Source organism: Amycolatopsis sp. NPDC041971 (assembly GCF_055588925.1).
This window is the reverse complement of record NZ_JBVJCE010000017.1, coordinates 12,898-31,129: the sequence shown is the minus strand read 5'-3', so window position 1 is coordinate 31,129 and position 18,232 is coordinate 12,898. Positions and strand designations below refer to the sequence as shown.

The following is an 18,232-nucleotide window of genomic DNA, read 5'->3' as shown; positions in this document are numbered from 1 at the left end:
TTTGAATGTTGATATCACTCTGATGTTAACAACATCGCACTAGCGGAGCGTGGCCATTCCCGGCGCCACCTGTACCGGGCGTACCCGAAACTCGGGGTGACGGGAGCCGGCCCGGCTGGACCTCGGCCTGGCTCAGCGGAGGAACGGTGCGTACTGGCGCTGAAGACGTAGTGCCTGCATCTGCCGCGTGGTGTCGAGCGTGACACCGACGAGGAAGACGAGGACCACCTGCAAGGTCACGCCGGCAAGGGGAACCCGCGGGCTCACGTCCAGCAGGGCCAGCCCGGCGACCGGGATCAGCGCGACCACTCCCGAGCAGAGAGCTCCGAAGGCGATGATCCGGCGGTTCACGTAGTCGAGGTACTCGGCGGTCCAGTTCCCCGGCCGGATCCCTGGCACGAAGCCGCCGACCCGTACCAGCTCGCTCGCCACCTTGTCCGTGTCCTGCGCCACGGCCGCTCTGATGAACGCGAAGAGACAGACGAGCATGAAGTAGATCACGATCCGCCTGGGATCTCCCTCGTCACGCAGCCACTCCAGCCAGGTCGCGCCGGGCCAGAGCACCGGCACGGACAGCAGCACCGCGGCCAGCACGGCGGGGCTGTTCGCCTGAGGGAACCGAAGAGGGATGTAGGTCGAGGTCCCGCCGTAGGTGCGCCTGCCGATCATCCGCTTGGCGTACTGCACCGGGACGCGACGCTGCCCCTGCGCGACGACGATCGTGATCACCGTGATCGACAGCGTCACCACGGCCATGACCGCGATGGCGGCCCAGCCCGTCTTTTCGTACAGGCGCAGGAATTCCGGCGGCAGCACGGCCAGCACCTGCGCGAGCAGCAGGATCCGGACGCCGGCACCGAAGCCCCGCTCGGTGATCACCTCGGTCAGCCGCAGGACCAGCGCCGTGCCCACCGTCAGGCACGCCACGGCGACGACCGTGTCGAGGGCCTCCTGACCGCGGAACCCGAGCACGCCGATCGCGCCCAGCAAACCGAGTCCGACGGTGAGCCGTCGCCGGTACCGCTTCAGTACACGGGCGCCGGCTTCACCTTCGGCCCGCAGCGCGGCCAGCCGCGGGATCAGGACGATCAGCGCCCGCAGGACGGGCGGCGCGGCCAAGCAGGGAAGGACACCGAAAGCGAACAGCGGCAGCGTGAACAGGCCGCCGCCGGTGAGGAGGTCGAGGATCCAGCGCGGCGGGTGGCCGGTTTCCGGTGTGCGGCCGGTCACGGAGGGGGTGGGCACGCTCTGGCCCAGGCGGAACACCACGATCACGACCAGCGTGACCAGGATCCGGCGGCGGAGGGAGGTGTGGGCGTTCATCGTGGAGATCACGGTAGGGACGACCGATGAAATTACGATGACACCGCCCGCCCTCAGGTCACAGCAAGGGCGCTCTCGCCAAGGCCGCCCTCAGCTTGTCGAGCACCTCGTCCGCAGTGCCCTCCACGGTGCATCCCGCCGCCCGGCGATGCCCGCCGCCACCCAGTTCCCCGGCCGCGGCCGAAACGTCGACACCGCCCGTGGACCGGAGCGAGATCTGCCACCGTTGCTTCGGCCCGGTCGGCTCGGCTTCTTTGAGCACCACGGCGACCCCGGCCTCCCGGGTGGACCGGACGACGTCGACGACCGCTTCGACCTCCTCCGTGCGGACGCTCCGCGCGACATCGAGTGTCACGACCGCGTGCGCGAGCCCGAAGCCGCGCGCCTCGTCCGGCTCGAGCCGGGCTCCCGCGAGCACGTCCGAAAGCATCGGCAACCACGCGAACGGATGGTCGTCGACGATCTCGCGGACCACCTCGTCCGGGTCCACACCCGCTTCGAGCAGCTTCGCGGCCATCAGATGGGTGGACGGCCGGGCCCGGCGGAACCCGCTCGTGTCGGTGACGAGCCCCGCGTACAGGCAGCGGGCGATCGGCTCGTCGAGCTCGGTGCCCATCTCCCGCAGCAACGCGAAAACGAGGACGGCGGTGGCTTCGGCGGTGTCGTCGACGACGTGGTGCGTGCCGTAGAAGACGTTGGACGTGTGATGGTCGATCACCAGGACGTCGCCCCCGGCCGCGCGGACGGCGTCCACCCTCGGCGCGAGCTTCCCGAGCCTGCCCGGGGTGGGCGTGTCCAGCGCGACCAGCAGCTGTTCACTCTCCGGCAGCTCGCTGGCGGGGACGTAGAGCCCGCCGACGTCCAGGCTCCGCAGGGTTTCGGGCATCTCCTCGGGCTCGCCGACCGAGACGCGGACCTTGACACCGCCGCGCAACTGGAGGGCCCGGGCCAGCGCCAGCGCGCTGCCGAGCGCGTCGGCGTCCGGACGGACATGGCCGAGCAGGGTCACGTCGTTCGCGCGCGCCAGCAGGGCGGCGGCTTCCTTGAGGTTCGGCACTGGAGTCGCTGTCACAATCAGTCAAGCTACGCTCTACCGGATGTCCGAGTACGCGATCCTGGTCTACCCGTCCGCCAACCGGGTCTACACCGACTCCACTCCGGCCCTGCTGCGCGCCGAACTGGCGGTGTTCGGTTTGTCCGCTTTGGAGACCGAGGTCTCGGAGATCGGCGAGACGGAACTCGGCGGCGTCGGCTACCTCACCTTCACCACGCCCGCCCCGTTGGGCGAACGCGATCTCGCGCTCCTTTCGAACCTTTCCGCGCTGTACGCGCTGTTCGAACTCGGCGACGGCGTCCTGAAGCCGGTGACGATCAGCCCGCTCGCGAACTTCGACTCGGATCTGCTGACCATCCAGAAGTACCCGGGCAAGACGAACGAGCTGTTCACCAAACTGCTCGTCAACGTCACGCTGCTGTCCACGGCGGACCCGGCCGCGATGCTGGAGAAGCCGCTGCACCTGCTGGATCCGCTCTGCGGCCGCGGCACGACACTGAACCAGGCGATGATGTACGGCTTCGACGCGACCGGTCTCGACGTCGACGGCAAGGATTTCGACTCCTACGAACTGTTCATCAAGACCTGGCTGAAGCAGAAGCGCATCAAGCACAGCGCCGAATCCGGTCAGGTGCGCCGCAACAAGGTCCGGCTCGGCAGGCGGCTCGACATCGGCTTCGGGATCACCAAGGAGCAGTACAAGGCCGGCGAGGTGCGCAAGCTGAGCTACCTCAACTGCGACACGCTCACCACGGACGAACTGCTGCGGCCGAACTCGGTGGACCTCATCGTCACCGACGCCCCGTACGGCGTGCAGCACGGCAGCCACCGCACACAGGACGCGTCGCTCGCCCGCAGCCCGCGCGACCTGCTCGCGGCCGCCGTCCCGGTGTGGACGCGGGTGCTGCGGCCCGGCGGCGCGCTCGGCATCTCCTGGAACACCAACGTCGCGCCGCGTGAGGAACTCGCCGCGATCCTGGACAAAGCAGGACTGCGGGTGCGCGAGGACGGTCCGTTCGCGGAGTTCTCGCACCGCGTGGACCAGGCGATCGTGCGGGACCTGATCGTCGCGGCGAAACCGGCCTGAGCGCGAGAGACGTTGCGACACGCTCCCGACGCTTCGCGAGACTCAGGCGATGCGTTCCCCCACGAACTTCAGCACGTCGGGCAGGATCCCGCGCCAGTAGTCGTCGTTGTGCTCCCCTGGGGTCATCTTCGCGACGGCGGGGTCGAGTGCCTTGATGAGTTTGCGGTCGGCGGGGGCGAAGGGATCCGAATTCCCGCACCACACCCCCGTCGCCGAGGCCGGAAGGTCGCCGGTGTGCAGCAGCGGCTCGTGCGATTCCCATTGCTCGCGATCCGCGAAGACCTTGCGGGACTTGGCATCGGGCCAGCTCACGAAGAGCGCTGCACTCGCCACGGCGACCGCCTTGAGGTTCTTGTGGTCGCGGGCGTAGCGCAATGCGCCGAAGCCGCCCATCGAGATCCCGAAGATCGCCGACGCCGGCCGCAGCTGGCGCTGGGCGAGCCAGCCGGGGAGTTCGTCGGACAGCATCCGCTGCGGGTCGTCGGCCTTGCCGACGTCCACCCAGTAGTTGTCACCGTCGACGGCGGCCACCGCGAAGCCGGGCAGCCCGGCGGCAACGGCTTTGTTCAGCGCGTCCTGGAGACCGAGGTTCAGGAACGTCCGGGCGTCCGCGCCGCGCCCGTGCAGGGCGACGCAGACCGGCATCCCGACGCGGGACACACCGTCGGGCGCGATGATGACGAGGTTGACGTCGCGGTTGCGGGCCGCGGACCGCATCTTCTGCACCGTGACCGTTTCGGTGAGCGGCGTCGGGGCGGTCGGCGGGGGCACCGGCGGCGGCCCCACCAAGGGCGCGTTCTCGGCGCCGCAGGCGGAAACCAGCGCCGAGCCGCCGAGGGCCGCGGCTCCCAGCAGCAGGCCACGCCGGCTCACGGCGTGGCCCACTCCCTCAGCTACGGGTCTCCCCATCGGCGAACTCATCGTCTTCGGCCTCTTCCCGCGGCGGCTTGTACGGGTCGGCTTCACCGGCGTGCTGCGCACCGGTCGCCCGCCGCGCGACCTCCGCATCGGCTTCCCTGGCCTTCGCGAGGAGGTCTTCGATGCGCTTGGCGTCCTCGGGAATGCTGTCGGCCACGAAGGCCAGCGTCGGAGTGTAGCGGACACCCGTGCCCTGACCGACCTTCGTGCGCAGCACACCGCGGGCGGACTCGAGCGCCGCGGCGGCGCCGGCGTGATCGGGCGTGGATTCCAGGTTCTCGCCGAGCACCGTGTAGTAGACCGTGGCGTCGTGCAGATCCGCCGTGATCTTCGTGTCGGTGATCGTCACGTGGTTGAGCCGCGGATCCTTGATGTCGTGCTCGATCGCGTGCGCGACGATCTGTGAGATCCGCTTGGCGAGCTTGCGAGCCCGAGCGGGGTCGGCCATGGGGATTCGTCTCCTCGAAAGGTCTTCTGCTAGTCATCCGGGCCGAGCAGCCGGCGGTGGGCGGAGAGCAATTCGAACTCCGGCCTTCCGGCCACGAAGCGCTCACACGAGTCGAGCACGTCACGGACGTGCTCGCCAGTCGCCGCGACCACGGCCACACCGATCAGCGCCCGCCGGTGCAAGTCCTGTTGACCGGCTTCGGCGACGGAGACGTCGAAACGCCTGCGTACCTCGGCCAGCACCGGCTTGATCACGGATCGCTTCTGCTTGAGCGAGTGGACGTCGCCCAGCAGGATGTCGAGCTCAAGAGCTCCTACGAACATAAGGGATTCTGGGTTGTCGAGAAGTGAAGCGGCGCTCCCCCGCCCAGATGCGGGGGAGCGCCGCCCGTGTCACTTACGCACGCGGCTTTTCGCGCTGCTCGTACGTCTCGATGACGTCGCCGAGCTTCAAATCGCTGTAGTTGCCCAAGGTGAGACCACACTCGAAGCCCTCGCGGACCTCGGTGACGTCGTCCTTTTCGCGCTTCAGCGAGTTGATCGGCAGATTCTCGACGATGACGTTGCCGTCACGGAGGAGACGGCCCTTGGCGTTACGCCGGATCTCGCCCGAGATGACCATGCAACCGGCGATCGTACCGACCTTCGACGACTTGAAGATCCCGCGGATCTCGGCCTTGCCCAGCTCGACCTCTTCGAAGATCGGCTTGAGCATGCCCTTGAGCGCGGCTTCGATCTCGTCGATCGCCTGGTAGATGACCGTGTAGTACCGGACGTCGACGCCCTCGCGGGTGGCCCGCTCGGTCGCCTTGCCCTGTGCCCGCACGTTGAAGCCCAGGACGATCGCGTTGGACGCGGTCGCCAGGTCGATGTCGGACTCCGTGACGCCACCGACACCGCGGTGGACCACGTTGAGCTCGACCTCTTCTTCGCCGACATCCAGCTGCATCAGTGAGGCTTCGAGGGCCTCGACCGTACCGGAGTTGTCACCCTTGATGATCAGGTTGAGGGTGCTCGTCTCCTTCAAGGCCTCATCGAGGTCTTCCAGGCTGACCCGCTTACGACGCGACGCGTTGAGCGCGTTGCGGGTACGGGCCGAACGCCGCTCGGCGATCTGCCGGGCGACCCTGTCCTCGTCGACGACGAGGAACGTGTCACCGGCACCGGGCACCGAGGTGAACCCGATGACCTGGACCGGACGCGACGGGGTCGCTTCGATGACGTTGACGTTGTGCTCGTCGACCATCTTCCGCACGCGGCCGTACGCGTCACCGGCGACGACGGAGTCACCGACGCGCAGCGTCCCGCGCTGGACCAGCACCGTGGCGACCGGACCGCGACCGCGGTCCAGGTGCGCCTCGATCGCGACACCCTGTGCCTCCATGTCCGGGTTGGCCCGGAGGTCGAGTGCGGCGTCCGCGGTCAGCAGGATCGCCTCGAGGAGACCATCGATGTTGATGTTCTCCCGCGCCGAGATCTCGACGAACATCGTGTCGCCGCCGTACTCCTCGGCCACGAGGTTGTACTCGGTGAGCTGCTGCCGGATCTTGTCCGGGTTCGCGCCCTCCTTGTCGATCTTGTTGATCGCGACCACGATCGGGGCCTTGGCGGCCTGCGCGTGGTTGATCGCCTCGACCGTCTGCGGCATGACGCCGTCGTCGGCCGCGACCACGATGACCGCGATGTCCGTGGCGTTCGCACCACGGGCACGCATGGCGGTGAACGCCTCGTGACCCGGGGTGTCGATGAACGTCACGAGACGCGGGACGCCCTCGAGCTCGGTCTCGATCTGGTAGGCGCCGATGTGCTGGGTGATGCCACCGGCTTCGCCCTCGCGCACCTTCGTCTTGCGGATCGTGTCGAGCAGTCGGGTCTTACCGTGGTCGACGTGACCCATGATGGTCACGACCGGCGGACGGACCTGCAGATCCTCTTCCTCACCAGCGTCTTCGCCGTAGGTGATGTCGAAGGTCTCCAGCAGCTCGCGGTCTTCTTCCTCCGGGCTGACGACCTGGACGACGTAGTTCATCTCGCCGCCGAGCAGCTCGAGGATGTCGTCCGACACGGACTGCGTCGCCGTGACCATCTCACCGAGGTGGAAGAGCACCTGCACCAGCGAAGCCGGGTTGGCGTCGATCTTCTCGGCGAAGTCGGTCAGCGAAGCGCCACGCGGCAGGCGGATCGTTTCGCCGCTGCCCTTGGGCAGGCGAACGCCACCGACGCTGGGCGCCTGCATGTTGTCCATGTACTCCATGCGCTTCTGGCGCTTGGACTTCCGGCCCTTGCGAGCGGGACCACCGGGACGCCCGAAGGCACCCGCGGTACCACCGCGGCCACCGGGGCCACCACGACCGCCGCCACCGCGGAAACCGCCGCCACCGGCCGGGGCACCGCCGCCGCCACCGGGACCGCCGCCACCGGGACGGAAACCGCCGCCACCGCCACCGCCGGGACGGAAACCGCCGCCGCCGCCACCGCCACCGGGACCGCCGCGGAAACCTCCGCCGCCGCCACCGGGACCGCCACGAGCGCCGCCACCGGGGCCACCACGGGCTCCGCCGCCGGGACCTCCGCGGGCTCCGCCACCGGGACCACCGGCCGGACGGGCCGGGCGGCCCGGCATCATGCCGGGGTTCGGACGCGGGGGCATGTTGCCCGGGTTCGGCCGGTTACCGCCGGGAGCGCCGCCACCGGGACGCGGCGGACGGTTGTCGCCACCCTGCTGGCCGCCACCGGGACGCGGCGGACGGTTGTCGCCGCCCTGCTGGCCGCCACCGGGACGGGGGCCGGACGGACGCGAGGCCGGGGAACCGGAACCCACACCGAACGGGTTGTTGCCGACACGCGGGGTACGCGGGCCGGGCTTCGGGCCGCCGGGCTTGGGGCCCTGCGGCTTCGGCGGCACGACCGAACCCTGCGACGGCGTCTGGGACGCCGGCGGGGTGGCCGGTGCGGCCGGGGTCTCCTGCGTGGGTTCCGCCGGAGCGGCCTTCGCCGCCGGAGCGACCTCTTCCTTCGGCGCCGGCTGCCGAGGGCCGGGGCGCGGGCCCGGACGGACACCCGGGGTGGAGGGACGGGACGGCTGCTGGGCCGGGGCCGACGTGGAGGACGTCGAGGACGCCGAGGACGTCGTCGGCGCCGACGACGCCGCCGCAGCCGACTCCGCCGGAGCGGACGCCGCGGGGGCGGCCGGGGCCTCGGTCTTCACCTCGGGCGCGGGCTGGGCCTGCTTCGCGGCCGGAGCCGGAGCAGCGGGCTTCGCGGGAGGCGCGGGCGAAGGGCGGGGACCGGGAGTCGGGACCGGCTTCTTCTTGCCGTCCTTGGACGGGTACGCGTCACGGAGACGACGGGCGACCGGCGCCTCGACGGTGGACGACGCGGACTTCACGAACTCGCCCTGTTCCTTCAACTTGGCGAGAACTTCCTTGCTGGTGATGCCGAGCTCTTTCGCGAGCTCATGTACTCGGGCCTTGCCTGGCACAGCTCTCCTCATCTGGGGAGGCCGGCGGCAGACCCGCAGACCTCGTCCTATTGTCGCGCGTTCATTGATTCAGCTTCACGGCTGACTCATGACGGGTCGACCTGCTTCCTGATTCCATCCGGCACCGGGGATGTCCCGGCGCCCTTTAGCCTTCGGCGTGCCGCTCCAGGCGTTCGTGGACACCCTGGGCGTCGAGCGACCCTGGAACACGAAGTGCCCGGGGGAACGCCCTGCGCCGCTCGGCCTTGGCCAGACAGTCCGGCACGGGATGCAACCAGGCACCCCGGCCCGGCAATCGCCGACGTTCGTCGACGATCAACCAACCGTCCGCCGCGACCACTCGCAGCAACTCGCCGATCAAGGCCCGCTTACGGCAACCCACACAGGTGCGTACCGGGGTTTCCCGGTCATGCTGGAGGTCGGTTCCCGGCCGCGGGCGCTGAACCACTCGTAAGTCTACCGCTTCGACCTTCACTCAGCCGAACCGGTTGCCGCGGCGGGCCGCGTCTGCCCGGCGTGGGCTTCGTCACCCTGGTCAGGGGCGGCGTCACTGCGGATGTCGATACGCCATCCGGTGAGGCGGGCGGCGAGGCGGGCGTTCTGCCCTTCCTTGCCGATCGCGAGCGAAAGCTGGAAGTCCGGGACGACGACACGAGCGGTCTTGGCCCGCTCGTCGACGACCCGTACGGATACGACCTTGGCGGGCGACAGCGCGTTCCCCACGAACTTCGCCGGGTCTTCGGAGTAGTCGATGATGTCGATCTTCTCGCCGGCCAGTTCGCTCATCACGTTGCGCACACGCGCGCCGACCGGGCCGATGCAGGCGCCCTTGGCGTTGACGCCGGGCACCGTCGAGCGGACCGCGATCTTGGTGCGGTGACCGGGTTCCCGCGCGACGGCGGCGATCTCGACCGTGCCGTCGGCGATCTCGGGGACCTCGAGGGCGAACAGCTTGTGCACCAGCTTCGGATGCGAACGCGACAGCGTGATCTGCGGACCGCGGTTGCCACGCGAGACGGTGACGACGTAGGCCTTGATCCGGTCGCCGTGCTCGTAGGTCTCGCCGGGCACCTGCTCGATCGCGGGCAGCACGCCCTCGATGTCGCCCACCTGGATGATGACCATGCCGCGCGCGTTCGCGCGGGCGTCGCGCTGCACCACGCCGGCGACGATCTCGTTCTCCTTGGCGGAGAACTCGCCGAAGCTCTTCTCGTGCTCGGCGTCGCGCAGACGCTGCAGGATGACCTGCCGCGCCGTGGTCGCGGCGATCCGCCCGAAGCCTTCGGGGGTGTCGTCCCATTCCTCGTCGGTCTGGCCGTCCGGGGTGAGGGTGTGCGCGAGGACGCGCACCAGCCCGCTCTTGCGATCGATGTCGATCCGGGCGTGCGACTGGTGGCCCTCGGTGTGCTTGTACGCGGTGAGCAACGCGGTTTCGATCGCTTCGATCACCGTCTCGAAGGGGATGTCCTTGTCCCGTTCGATCGCGCGCAGCGCTGCGATGTCGACGTTCACTTCGGCTCCTCCTTCGGCTCCGTGGTGGCGGCGTTCAGGGCCGACGCATCGTTTTCCAACAGTTTCAGGTCCTCGGCAGGTGGTTGCTTGAATTCGATCTCGATGACCGCTTTGGCCACCGAGGCGTAAGAGACGTCCCGGAGCTCGCCGTCCACGAGCACGCGCGCGGATTTCTCCCCCGCGTGCCCCACCCGGCCGATGAAGGCGGTGCCTTCGGCCGGGGTGATCTTGACGAGGCGGAACTTCGCGCGCCGCCAGTGCCGCCGCACGGTCAGCGGCCGGTCGAGGCCGGGCGAGGTGACTTCGAGCGTGTACGCGCTCGCGATCACATGCTCGTTCTCGTCGAGCACGGCGGAAACAGCCCGGCTGACGCTCGCCACCTCGTCCAGCCCGACGCCGTCGTCCCCGTCGACGACGACCTTGACCAGCTGACGGCGGCCTGCCTGCTGGACCTCGAAGGAATCGAGGTCGAAACCCGCGGCCTTGACGGCTTCGGCCACGATGGGCTCCAGCCTGCTGGCGAGGTCGTTGGGCACGGTGGAGCGCTCCTGTTCGGCTGTGGGCGACCCGGCGGTGTGGATCCGGGTTCGGTAGTGGTCCAGCTTATCCGGTCACCCCCGCGCGACGCGCGAGCGGCGGCCCCGCACGGGGTACTGGCAGGATGGGGCGGCGTGACCGGAAGATCGACAGAGCCCACCTCGCCGAACCGTCGCACTTTCCTGCGGCTGGGAGCGCTGGCCGCGGTGGCCGTGCCGCTGGCGTCCGCCTGCTCACCCGGCTTCGACGAAAGCCCCGATCCGCTGGGCCCGTTGCTGCGTGCGGCGGAGACCGACGCGGCGGGCGCGAAGGCGTTGCCAGGCGCTGAGGGCGAAGCGATCGCGACAGCGCGGGCCGCGCACGCGGCGGCGCTCAAGACCGAGGTGGACCGGCTCAACCGGCCGAAACCGGACCAGGGCCCGGCGGAGAACCCGCCGTCGTCGGTGGACGGGCTCAAGGAACGGCTCGCCCAGGCCCGCAAACAGGCCGAAGGTCTCGTGCCTGCGCTGCCCCGCTACCGCGCCGGGATGGTCGCCTCGATCGCCGCGGGCTGCGCGGCACTGCAACAGAGCTCGGACAAACTCGGCCGCGGCGACGACGCCGGAGCCGTCGAAGTACCCGCCGGCGTCCAACTCGGCGGGGAGACGACAGAAGCCGTCCAGCAGGCACTGGCCGCCGAACACGCTGCCGTCTGGGTGTACGGATTGGCCAGCGCGTACCTGCCGGCCGCCTTCACCGGCGCGGTGAGCCGAGGCACGGCGGAGCACGTCAAGCGTCGGGACGTCTGCGAGCGGATGCTTTCCGCGGCCGGGCAGACCCCCGCCGGGCCGGAGGCCGCGTACGTGCCGCCGAAGCCGGTGACCGAGGCGAACTCGGCGATGGAACTGGTGGCGACGGCCGAATCGGACGCGACGGCGGCCTGGCTCGGCGTGATCGACCGGACCGACGACGCGGCTTTGCGGACGACGGCGCTGAACGCGCTGATCGGGTCGGCGCGGCGGGGGACCGCTTGGCGGGCCGAGTTCGGCGCGAAGCCGGTGACGATCGCGATGCCGGGCCAGCCGGCCTGAGCTTTCCTCCCCCGATTCGGTCCCCTACGCGCGCTAGGAACGGTCCGTTCCTGGCAAAATTTGCAAGCAACGGACCGTTCCTTGCAACCGGAGAGGGGGCCTCCGGTCAGCGCCGCAGATCGCCAGAGAGCCGCAAAGCGTCGGTCGCGATCCGCTCCAGCACCGGCTTGTCGGTTTGCTTGTTGTAGAAACCGGCCAGCACGATGGCCACCTCGGGGCCGGTGACGTGGGAGTCGTAGGCCGCGTCCTGGCCGGAGATCCTCGGGGCGCCCTGCGCCTTGAAGGTGCCGTCGCGCACCAGGTCGGACACGTTGCCCGTGCCGTCCTTGTCGGTGAGCGCCTTGAGCTGGGTCGCGGTGACCTCGCCGGGCATGGTGACGAGGACGACCGACACCAGCGCCTTCTTTCCGGCGGTCTCGGTCGTGTACAGCGCCCGCGACAGCCGCTTGCACGGCGTCTGGGTGAAGAACTCCTTGGTGTCGCCGTAGGACTTGCTCGCGCAGTCGGTGGTGACCTGCGGGCCCTCGACCAGTGTGTACTGGAACTGGCCACTCTTCGACGGCGTGTCCGCGACCGGGGTCTGCTCCGGCTCGTGCCGGATCAGCCACCAGAGCAGCGCGGAGACGACCGCGATGGCGACCAGCCCGGCACCTTTCAGCGCCAGGCCCTTGGTGTCCCTCGACGGCGCCGGCGCGGGCGGCGGCCCGCCCGGCCCTGCCGGTCGCACCGGCTGAAGCCGGGCCGTTTCCGTCGGTCCCGGGGTAAACTGCGCACCAACCACGGGAACATACGGTAGTTCACGCCACTCCGCTGGTTCACCTGAACGTGCTTATCACCCGTTCCACGTCGCCAGCCGTGTTGTAGAGATGGAACCCGAATCGCTGCCTTCCGGCCCGGGTACCGGCCACGATGCCCGCTTCCTTCACCCGGACGGCGTCGGCGTCGAGCGAGACGATCGCGCTCCCCTGACCGGGTGAACCGAGCGCTTCGAGGAGCGAGTCGGCGAGGCCCACGCAGTGCGCGCGGACGGTCTCGAGGTCCAGGGAACCGAGGTAGTCCAGGGAGACGGCGGCGCCGACGAACGAGAGCCAGGCCGGGGACAGGTCGAGCGACCGGGTGCCCTCCGCGAGCCGCAGGGGGAGGCCGTTGACGGTCCGCCAGCGGTCCTCCCCCGCGTACCAGTTCGCGGCGACCGGCACGGCCCGTTCCAGCACCCGCGGATGCGCGGCCAGCCACGCCGCTCCGCGCGGCGCGAGCAGCCACTTGTAACCGGCGGCGACCACCCAGTCGGCCCAGCCGAGGTCGAGCGGCCGCCATCCGGCGGCTTGGGTGGCGTCGAGCAGGACCGCCGCACCCGCCGCCTCGGCCGCGGCGCGCAGGCCGCCGAGGTCGATCTGAGCGCCGTCCGCCGACTGGACGACACTGACCGCGACGAGGTCGTGACCCTCGACGCGTTCGGTCAGCTCGGTCAACGGGACTTCGGTGACCTTCACCCCGCGGTACGCCTGAGCCGCGAACGGGAAGGTGACACTCGTGAAGTCGTTCCCGGCGACCAGCACACTGGCGCCGTCGGGCAGCCCGGCCGCCACGTTCGCGATCAGCTGCGAAACGGACGCCCCGATCGCGACCCGCTCCGCCGAGACCCCGATCAGCGCGCCGAACCCGGCCCGGGTCCGCGCGACGGGCTCGTCGAAATCCGCCGGGCGGGCCTCACCGCGTCGCCACCGCTCGACCGCCTCGGCCACCGCGTCGGCCGCGTGCGACGGCGGGATACCGATACTGGGCGTGTTCAGATAGCCGGGCGGAACGGCGAATTCGGCTCCGAAGGTCTGCATACTCCCGAGATTAAAGAGATTCCGGGAGCAGAGCCGCGACGTCGCCGTAGGACGGCGGCGTAAGCGGGAGTTCGCCGTCGTCGCGGACGGCCTCGACGGTGCGCAGTGTGGCGGCCAGCGCCATCCGGTACGGCAGCGATCCGAGGCTGATCCGCGCGACGCCGAGTTCCGCCGCTCCCGCGAGGGTGACCTTGCCGGGGAGGAACAGCAGGTTCAGCGGTTTCGCGACGGCCTTCACCAGCCGCTCGACGTCCGCGGGATCGGCGAGCCCCGGCACGAACACCCCGTCGGCTCCCGCGTCCACATAGGATTGACAGCGTTCGATCGCGGTGCCGATATCGGGCTCCCCCAGCCAATGCGTGTCCGTCCGCGCGTTGACGAAGAGATCCGGAGCCTGTTCCTTCGCCGCCGCGACTTTGGCCGCGTGCCGCACAGGATCGCCTAAGACGTCTTCGAGGTTGATGCCCACGACACCGGCTTCGGCGAGTTCCGCGGCCAGCGCGCCGACCTCGCCAGGGTCGTCGCTGAACCCGTCCGCGAGGTCGACACTGATCAGCGCGTCCAGCTCGGCGAGCCGCCGTGCCAGCCGGACGGTGGCGTCCTTGGAGGACGGGGCACCGTCCGGCTCACCTTCGGCGGCCGAGACCCCGAGGCTGGTCGTGCCGAGCGCCGGGAAGCCTTGCGCGCTCAGGAAGGCGGCCATGCCGAACTCCCAGACGTTCGGCAGGAGCAGCGGGGAACCGGGGACATGGAGTGCGGCGAATGCGGTCATGGCACGACGGTAGCCAGCGGACACTTCGGTGGCAGCCGAAGCGTCCGCTAGCCGCGCGGGTGATCCGATCCGTCAGGCCCGCTCCAGGAAAGGCGTCAGCAGGTCCGGCACGGACTCCTCGGCGAACAGCAGCCCCTGCTCCGCCCCCGCGTCGTACACCGCGTACGCCCCGACTCCAGCGGCCGTGGTCGCGACGACGGTCAGCAAACCCTTGCGCCGCTGGAAGATCGACTGCTTGACCGTCCAGCCGATCACGCCGTCGCGTTCCAGGGCGAACGTGCTCCGCCGCACGGTCCCGTGCCGTCCGACGAGGTATCGCCCGGTGATCCCGTGCCCGAGATTGCGGTAGGCGTCCAGTGCCAGCAGCACCGAAACCGGCAGCAGCACGACACCGAGCGCGGCGCCGATCACCAGCAGGACGTCGGTCAGCAGGAAGCCGAGGATCGCGAAGATCGCCACCAGGACCACCACCGAACCGACCCACCAGCGCAGCAGCCGTCCCCGCGCGGCGCGCGGATGTCCGGCTAGCCGGACGGCTTCGGTCGGTGAGACGGGCTCGCGCAGGACCGTCGCGGCGACCCGGTTGGCCGTCGCGACCGGCGCGGCGGGCAGGAGTGTGTGGTAGTCGGTCTTGTCCTTGTCGTCGCTCTGCCGCATGCCGGTCGCGATCGCGTCGACCCGCGCCGCGCCGGCGATCCGGTTCCCGAGCGGCTCGACGAGGTCGATGCCGCGCATCCGGCGTTCCTCGATCGAGATCGAGCGTGTGGTGAGCAGGCCACGGCGCACTCGCAGGGTGCCGCCGGATTCGCGGTCGAGCCGGTAGTTCCACCACATCTCGATCCACAGGCCCAGCGCGCCGACCACGCCGACGACCATCGCGATCGCCAGCAGGATCAGGATCGCCACCACCAGCGGGATCCCGCGGAACAGGTCGATCACCCAGTCGACCAGGCCTTTCTGCAGGCCCGCCCATTCGGAGACCTGCATGAGCCCGCCGCCCGCGGCGAGCCCCAGCGTCGGCGTGAGGAACGACATCGGCGCGTAGCGGATCCAGCCCCGGTTCAGTTCGGCGAGCGGCGCGTCCTCGTCGGTCTCCGTGGTTTCCGTGCGGCGCAACAGATCCGCGCGCAGCCGCTCGGCCTCGGCGCGTGAGACGGGGTTGAGCTTGATCCGGCCCTGTCCGCCCGATTCGTGCGAGCCGGTGCCGATGCTCACCACCGCGATCCCGAACAGGCGGTGCAGCGGGTTCGCCGTCAGGTCGACGTTGCGGATCCGTTCGCGCTGCAGGGATTTCCGTGAGCGGAAGACCAGTGTGAACGCCGTCTCCAGGCGGTCCGGCGTGACCCGGTAGCGCACTCCCTTCCAATAGAAGAAGTCCGCCAGCACGCCGCCGCCGACGAGTACCACCCCGCCCGCGACGACCCAGACGAGCGCGACCCAGAACCTCGCGCCGCCGCCCACGATCGCGATCGTGGTCGGGATCGCGGCACCGACGGCCGCGCCCGTCATCATCAGCGCGGTGACGGCGAGCGTCCGCTTGTCGAGGGTGTTCCAGCCCTCGAACTCGCCCGAGGTCATGTCGCGTCCCCCGGCGTCGCCTGCGTCGTTTCGGTGAGCTGCTCCGCCAGGCTCGCGGCCAGTTCGTGGTCGAGCCCGCGGATCTTGACCGCGCCCCGCGCCGACGCCGTGGTGACCGTGACGGTCGCGAGCTCGAACACCTGCTGCAACGGCCCGCGCAAGGTGTCGACGGTCTGGATCCGCGACATCGGCGCCACGCGCCACTCCTGCCAGAAGAACCCGGAACGCGCGTACACAGCGGTCTCCGTGACCTCCCAGCGATGGACCTTGAACCACCACAGCGGCATCACGATCACCCAGATCAGGCCCAGCACCGCGAACACCGCCGCCGGTGTCAGCAGCCAGATCCGCGCGGGCGTGATGAGCAGCCCGAGCACTCCCGGCACCAGCACCGGCGCGGCCCAGAAAAGCGTCCCCTGCAGCCGCCACCAGCGCACGACCCGCTGATCCAGCGCGTTCCGCGGCGGCCTCAGCCGCACCTTCCCCCGTTCGGCTTCCACCGAGTTCACCCCCGAGATCGTTTACAATGCGATCGCATCGTAATAACATGGGAGACTAGTGGCAATGCGAGCGCATTGCAAACGGCCGGAACGGATGGTGAAGGTGCCGAAGCAGGTGGATCACGCCGCACGGCGGGCGGAGATCGCCGAGGCGCTGACCCGGCTGACGGCCACCCGAGGCCTCGAAGGAGTCAGCCTCCGGCACGTCGCCGCCGAAGCGGGTATGTCGATGGGCTTGGTGCAGCACTATTTCAAGACCAAGGACGAGATGCTGCTGTTCGCCGTCGAACGCCGCTCGCAGGTGTACGAAGCGCGCATCAAAGGCCGGCTGGAAGCCAACGAACTGCCGTCGACGCCCAAGGCGATCATCCGCGCGATCATGACCGAGATCCTGCCGCTCGACGAGCGCCGGCGCGGCGACTGGCTGATGGGCGTCGCGTTCTTCATCCGCGCGATCTCGGATCCCGCCTTCGCGGCCGCGTTCACCGACGGCGTCCCTCAGTTGTTCGACCTGATAGCCCTCCTGATCCGGCAGGGACAGGACGCGGGCGATGTCGACAAGTCCGCCGATCCGATGCACGAGTCCGCGATCCTCTGGGCACTCGCCGATTCGCAGGGCACCAACATCGTGATGAAGCACCGCACCCCGGACGAAGCGCTGTCCACTGTGGACTACTACCTCGACCGGCTGTTCGGCTCGGCTCCCGGGGAATGAGGACGCGGCCGGCGAGCGCGAAACGGACGTCCTGGCCCGCGTGAAGTACATGATGGCCCCCTTCCTGTACCTAGGCGCAAGGAAGGGGGCCTTCATGTACCCCGGGAAGAGATTGGTGCTACCGAGGCTCAGGCCGCCTCAAGCGACGCCGGCGCCGTCGTGGTTCTTGCGCGCGTCGAGCACTTCGCCCATGTGGACGCGGGCCCATTTGTCGAGCATGTCGAGCGGTTCGGCGAGGTTGCGCCCGAGCTCGGTCAGCTCGTACTCGACGCGCGGAGGGATCTCCGGGTACGCGGTGCGCGTCAGGATGCCGTCGCGGACGAGACTGCGCAGCGTCTGGGTGAGGACCTTCTGCGAGATGCCGCGCACGCGTTTGCCGATCTCGGTGAACCGGAGCGGCCCGTCACCCAGCACGCCGACGATCAGCACGGTCCACTGATCGCCGATGCGGTCGAGCAGCGCGCGGGTCGGACAGTCGGGGTCGTACGGGTTTCCAAGCACGTGACCTCCTCACTCTCCGTGGGAGAGTAACACGCCTAACGAGAGGGAGCGGGCTGCATGAGCGCCTCGAACAGCAGGATCAGATGACGACGACCGCGCTCCCAGCGCGCCTCCAGTTCGGTCTGATCGCGGGTCGCCCAGCTGGCGATGAGGATGCCGCGGACGACGTCCATCGCCGTGTACACCGCGTGCAGGAACTCCGGATGCGCCGCGTGGTCCGGCAGCAGCGCCTTGCCGAACTCGACCAGGCTGCTCGTCGCGATCGGCTCGACCACGGCCATCTGGGCACGCAGTTCCGCGTCGGTCCGCGACGCCACCCACAGCTCCACGGTCGCCGAGAAGACCGGCCCCTGATGCATCTCCCACATCAGCTGCAACGCGTCGCCGACCGGATCGGACGACGCCTTGAGCCGGTCGATCTCCGCCATCGCGACCTCGGTGCGCCTGGCCGCGAGATGCCGGATCGCGGAGGTGACGAGGTCGGTCTTCGTCGGGAAGTGATGCACCTGCGCGCCGCGGGTCACCCCGGCGCGATCCGCGACGCGGGTGGTCGTGGTGCCCGCGTAGCCGTACTCGACGAGGCAGTCGATCGTGGCGTCGAGCAGCCTGACGCGCATCGCGGCGCTGCGTTCCTCCTGCGTGCGTCGTGGTGCGGCCATGCGCCTACTTTATGGTGCGCCGCGCGAGGCGCTGGCCACCAGGCTCTCGACCATGCGCCCTGGGCACCGGTGGTGGGCCGACGGCGCCCATGCCACCGCGAGCCGTTGGTCCAGGTGGTGGGGGGGGGGGGGGGGGGGGGGGGGGGGGAAAAAGGAATACGGGCGAAAAAAGGGAGAAAGAGAAGGACGCCCCGCGCGGGGGGGAGGGGACTTCCTTTTAAGGTTCTGGCTTTTGTGCCTCCG

19 protein-coding genes are annotated in these 18,232 nt (G+C 69.7%); 3 read left to right on the top strand and 16 right to left on the bottom strand.

From position 1 onward, the window contains the following. Positions 1–132 precede the first annotated feature (132 nt). Both ACZ6DT_RS29260 and ACZ6DT_RS29255 read right to left on the bottom strand, forming a co-directional pair. Complete coding sequence (locus ACZ6DT_RS29260; RefSeq protein WP_465601216.1) at positions 133–1,323, bottom strand: preprotein translocase subunit SecY; 1,191 nt, start codon at positions 1,321–1,323, stop codon at positions 133–135. Between the two features lie 58 nt (positions 1,324–1,381). Further along, complete coding sequence (locus ACZ6DT_RS29255) at positions 1,382–2,380, bottom strand: DHH family phosphoesterase (protein ID WP_465601699.1); 999 nt, start codon at positions 2,378–2,380, stop codon at positions 1,382–1,384. Between the two features lie 40 nt (positions 2,381–2,420). Between ACZ6DT_RS29255 and ACZ6DT_RS29250 the strand changes: the two genes are divergently transcribed. Further along, positions 2,421–3,464, top strand: coding sequence for a TRM11 family SAM-dependent methyltransferase (locus ACZ6DT_RS29250; protein WP_465601213.1), 1,044 nt, complete (start codon positions 2,421–2,423; stop codon positions 3,462–3,464). 42 nt (positions 3,465–3,506) lie between these two features. Here the strand turns inward: ACZ6DT_RS29250 and ACZ6DT_RS29245 are convergent, their stop codons facing one another. From ACZ6DT_RS29245 to rimP, 7 genes are all read right to left on the bottom strand, one after another. Continuing rightward, complete coding sequence (locus tag ACZ6DT_RS29245; protein ID WP_465601211.1) at positions 3,507–4,373, bottom strand: alpha/beta hydrolase; 867 nt, start codon at positions 4,371–4,373, stop codon at positions 3,507–3,509. Next, positions 4,354–4,830 (bottom strand): 30S ribosome-binding factor RbfA, encoded by a 477-nt coding sequence (rbfA, locus tag ACZ6DT_RS29240; RefSeq protein WP_396559354.1) that lies wholly within the window; start codon positions 4,828–4,830, stop codon positions 4,354–4,356. Before rbfA ends, ACZ6DT_RS29245 begins: the two co-directional genes overlap by 20 nt. Positions 4,831–4,859: 29 nt before the next feature. After that, positions 4,860–5,153, bottom strand: coding sequence for a DUF503 domain-containing protein (locus tag ACZ6DT_RS29235; RefSeq protein ID WP_076154936.1), 294 nt, complete (start codon positions 5,151–5,153; stop codon positions 4,860–4,862). A 73-nt stretch (positions 5,154–5,226) separates the two neighbouring features. After that, entirely contained in the window at positions 5,227–8,310 is a 3,084-nt protein-coding gene (gene infB, locus ACZ6DT_RS29230) for a translation initiation factor IF-2 (protein WP_465601207.1), read from the bottom strand. A gap of 145 nt (positions 8,311–8,455) precedes the next feature. Next, complete coding sequence (locus ACZ6DT_RS29225; protein WP_465601204.1) at positions 8,456–8,758, bottom strand: YlxR family protein; 303 nt, start codon at positions 8,756–8,758, stop codon at positions 8,456–8,458. A 23-nt stretch (positions 8,759–8,781) separates the two neighbouring features. Then, the gene (gene nusA, locus ACZ6DT_RS29220; protein WP_465601201.1) at positions 8,782–9,822 is read right to left on the bottom strand and encodes a transcription termination factor NusA; all 1,041 of its coding nucleotides are present in this window, start codon (positions 9,820–9,822) and stop codon (positions 8,782–8,784) included. After that, entirely contained in the window at positions 9,819–10,358 is a 540-nt protein-coding gene (gene rimP, locus ACZ6DT_RS29215; RefSeq protein ID WP_465601199.1) for a ribosome maturation factor RimP, read from the bottom strand. Before rimP ends, nusA begins: the two co-directional genes overlap by 4 nt. Positions 10,359–10,493: 135 nt before the next feature. Between rimP and ACZ6DT_RS29210 the strand changes: the two genes are divergently transcribed. Continuing rightward, a complete protein-coding gene (locus ACZ6DT_RS29210) occupies positions 10,494–11,429 on the top strand; it encodes a ferritin-like domain-containing protein (protein WP_465601196.1) in 936 nt (311 codons plus the stop codon). Positions 11,430–11,535: 106 nt separating this feature from the next. On the opposite strand, the gene ACZ6DT_RS29205 is transcribed toward ACZ6DT_RS29210, so the two are convergent. The 5 genes from ACZ6DT_RS29205 to ACZ6DT_RS29185 form a co-directional block, all read right to left on the bottom strand. Continuing rightward, complete coding sequence (locus ACZ6DT_RS29205) at positions 11,536–12,156, bottom strand: hypothetical protein (protein WP_465601193.1); 621 nt, start codon at positions 12,154–12,156, stop codon at positions 11,536–11,538. A gap of 88 nt (positions 12,157–12,244) precedes the next feature. Further along, positions 12,245–13,264: an aminotransferase class V-fold PLP-dependent enzyme gene (locus ACZ6DT_RS29200; protein WP_465601190.1), complete on the bottom strand. Its 1,020-nt coding sequence runs from the start codon at positions 13,262–13,264 to the stop codon at positions 12,245–12,247. Positions 13,265–13,274: 10 nt separating this feature from the next. Next, complete coding sequence (locus tag ACZ6DT_RS29195) at positions 13,275–14,036, bottom strand: isocitrate lyase/PEP mutase family protein (RefSeq protein ID WP_465601188.1); 762 nt, start codon at positions 14,034–14,036, stop codon at positions 13,275–13,277. Between the two features lie 72 nt (positions 14,037–14,108). Beyond that, the gene (locus tag ACZ6DT_RS29190; protein ID WP_465601186.1) at positions 14,109–15,614 is read right to left on the bottom strand and encodes a PH domain-containing protein; all 1,506 of its coding nucleotides are present in this window, start codon (positions 15,612–15,614) and stop codon (positions 14,109–14,111) included. Continuing rightward, positions 15,611–16,123, bottom strand: coding sequence for a PH domain-containing protein (locus ACZ6DT_RS29185; RefSeq protein WP_465601184.1), 513 nt, complete (start codon positions 16,121–16,123; stop codon positions 15,611–15,613). Before ACZ6DT_RS29185 ends, ACZ6DT_RS29190 begins: the two co-directional genes overlap by 4 nt. A gap of 85 nt (positions 16,124–16,208) precedes the next feature. Between ACZ6DT_RS29185 and ACZ6DT_RS29180 the strand changes: the two genes are divergently transcribed. Next, complete coding sequence (locus tag ACZ6DT_RS29180) at positions 16,209–16,829, top strand: TetR/AcrR family transcriptional regulator (RefSeq protein ID WP_465601696.1); 621 nt, start codon at positions 16,209–16,211, stop codon at positions 16,827–16,829. 138 nt (positions 16,830–16,967) lie between these two features. Here the strand turns inward: ACZ6DT_RS29180 and ACZ6DT_RS29175 are convergent, their stop codons facing one another. Together ACZ6DT_RS29175 and ACZ6DT_RS29170 are read right to left on the bottom strand one after the other, a co-directional pair. Continuing rightward, complete coding sequence (locus ACZ6DT_RS29175; RefSeq protein WP_465601182.1) at positions 16,968–17,330, bottom strand: winged helix-turn-helix transcriptional regulator; 363 nt, start codon at positions 17,328–17,330, stop codon at positions 16,968–16,970. Positions 17,331–17,365: 35 nt separating this feature from the next. Further along, positions 17,366–17,947, bottom strand: a complete 582-nt coding sequence (locus ACZ6DT_RS29170; RefSeq protein WP_125785503.1) for a TetR/AcrR family transcriptional regulator — start codon at positions 17,945–17,947, stop codon at positions 17,366–17,368. Positions 17,948–18,232: the final 285 nt, after the last annotated feature.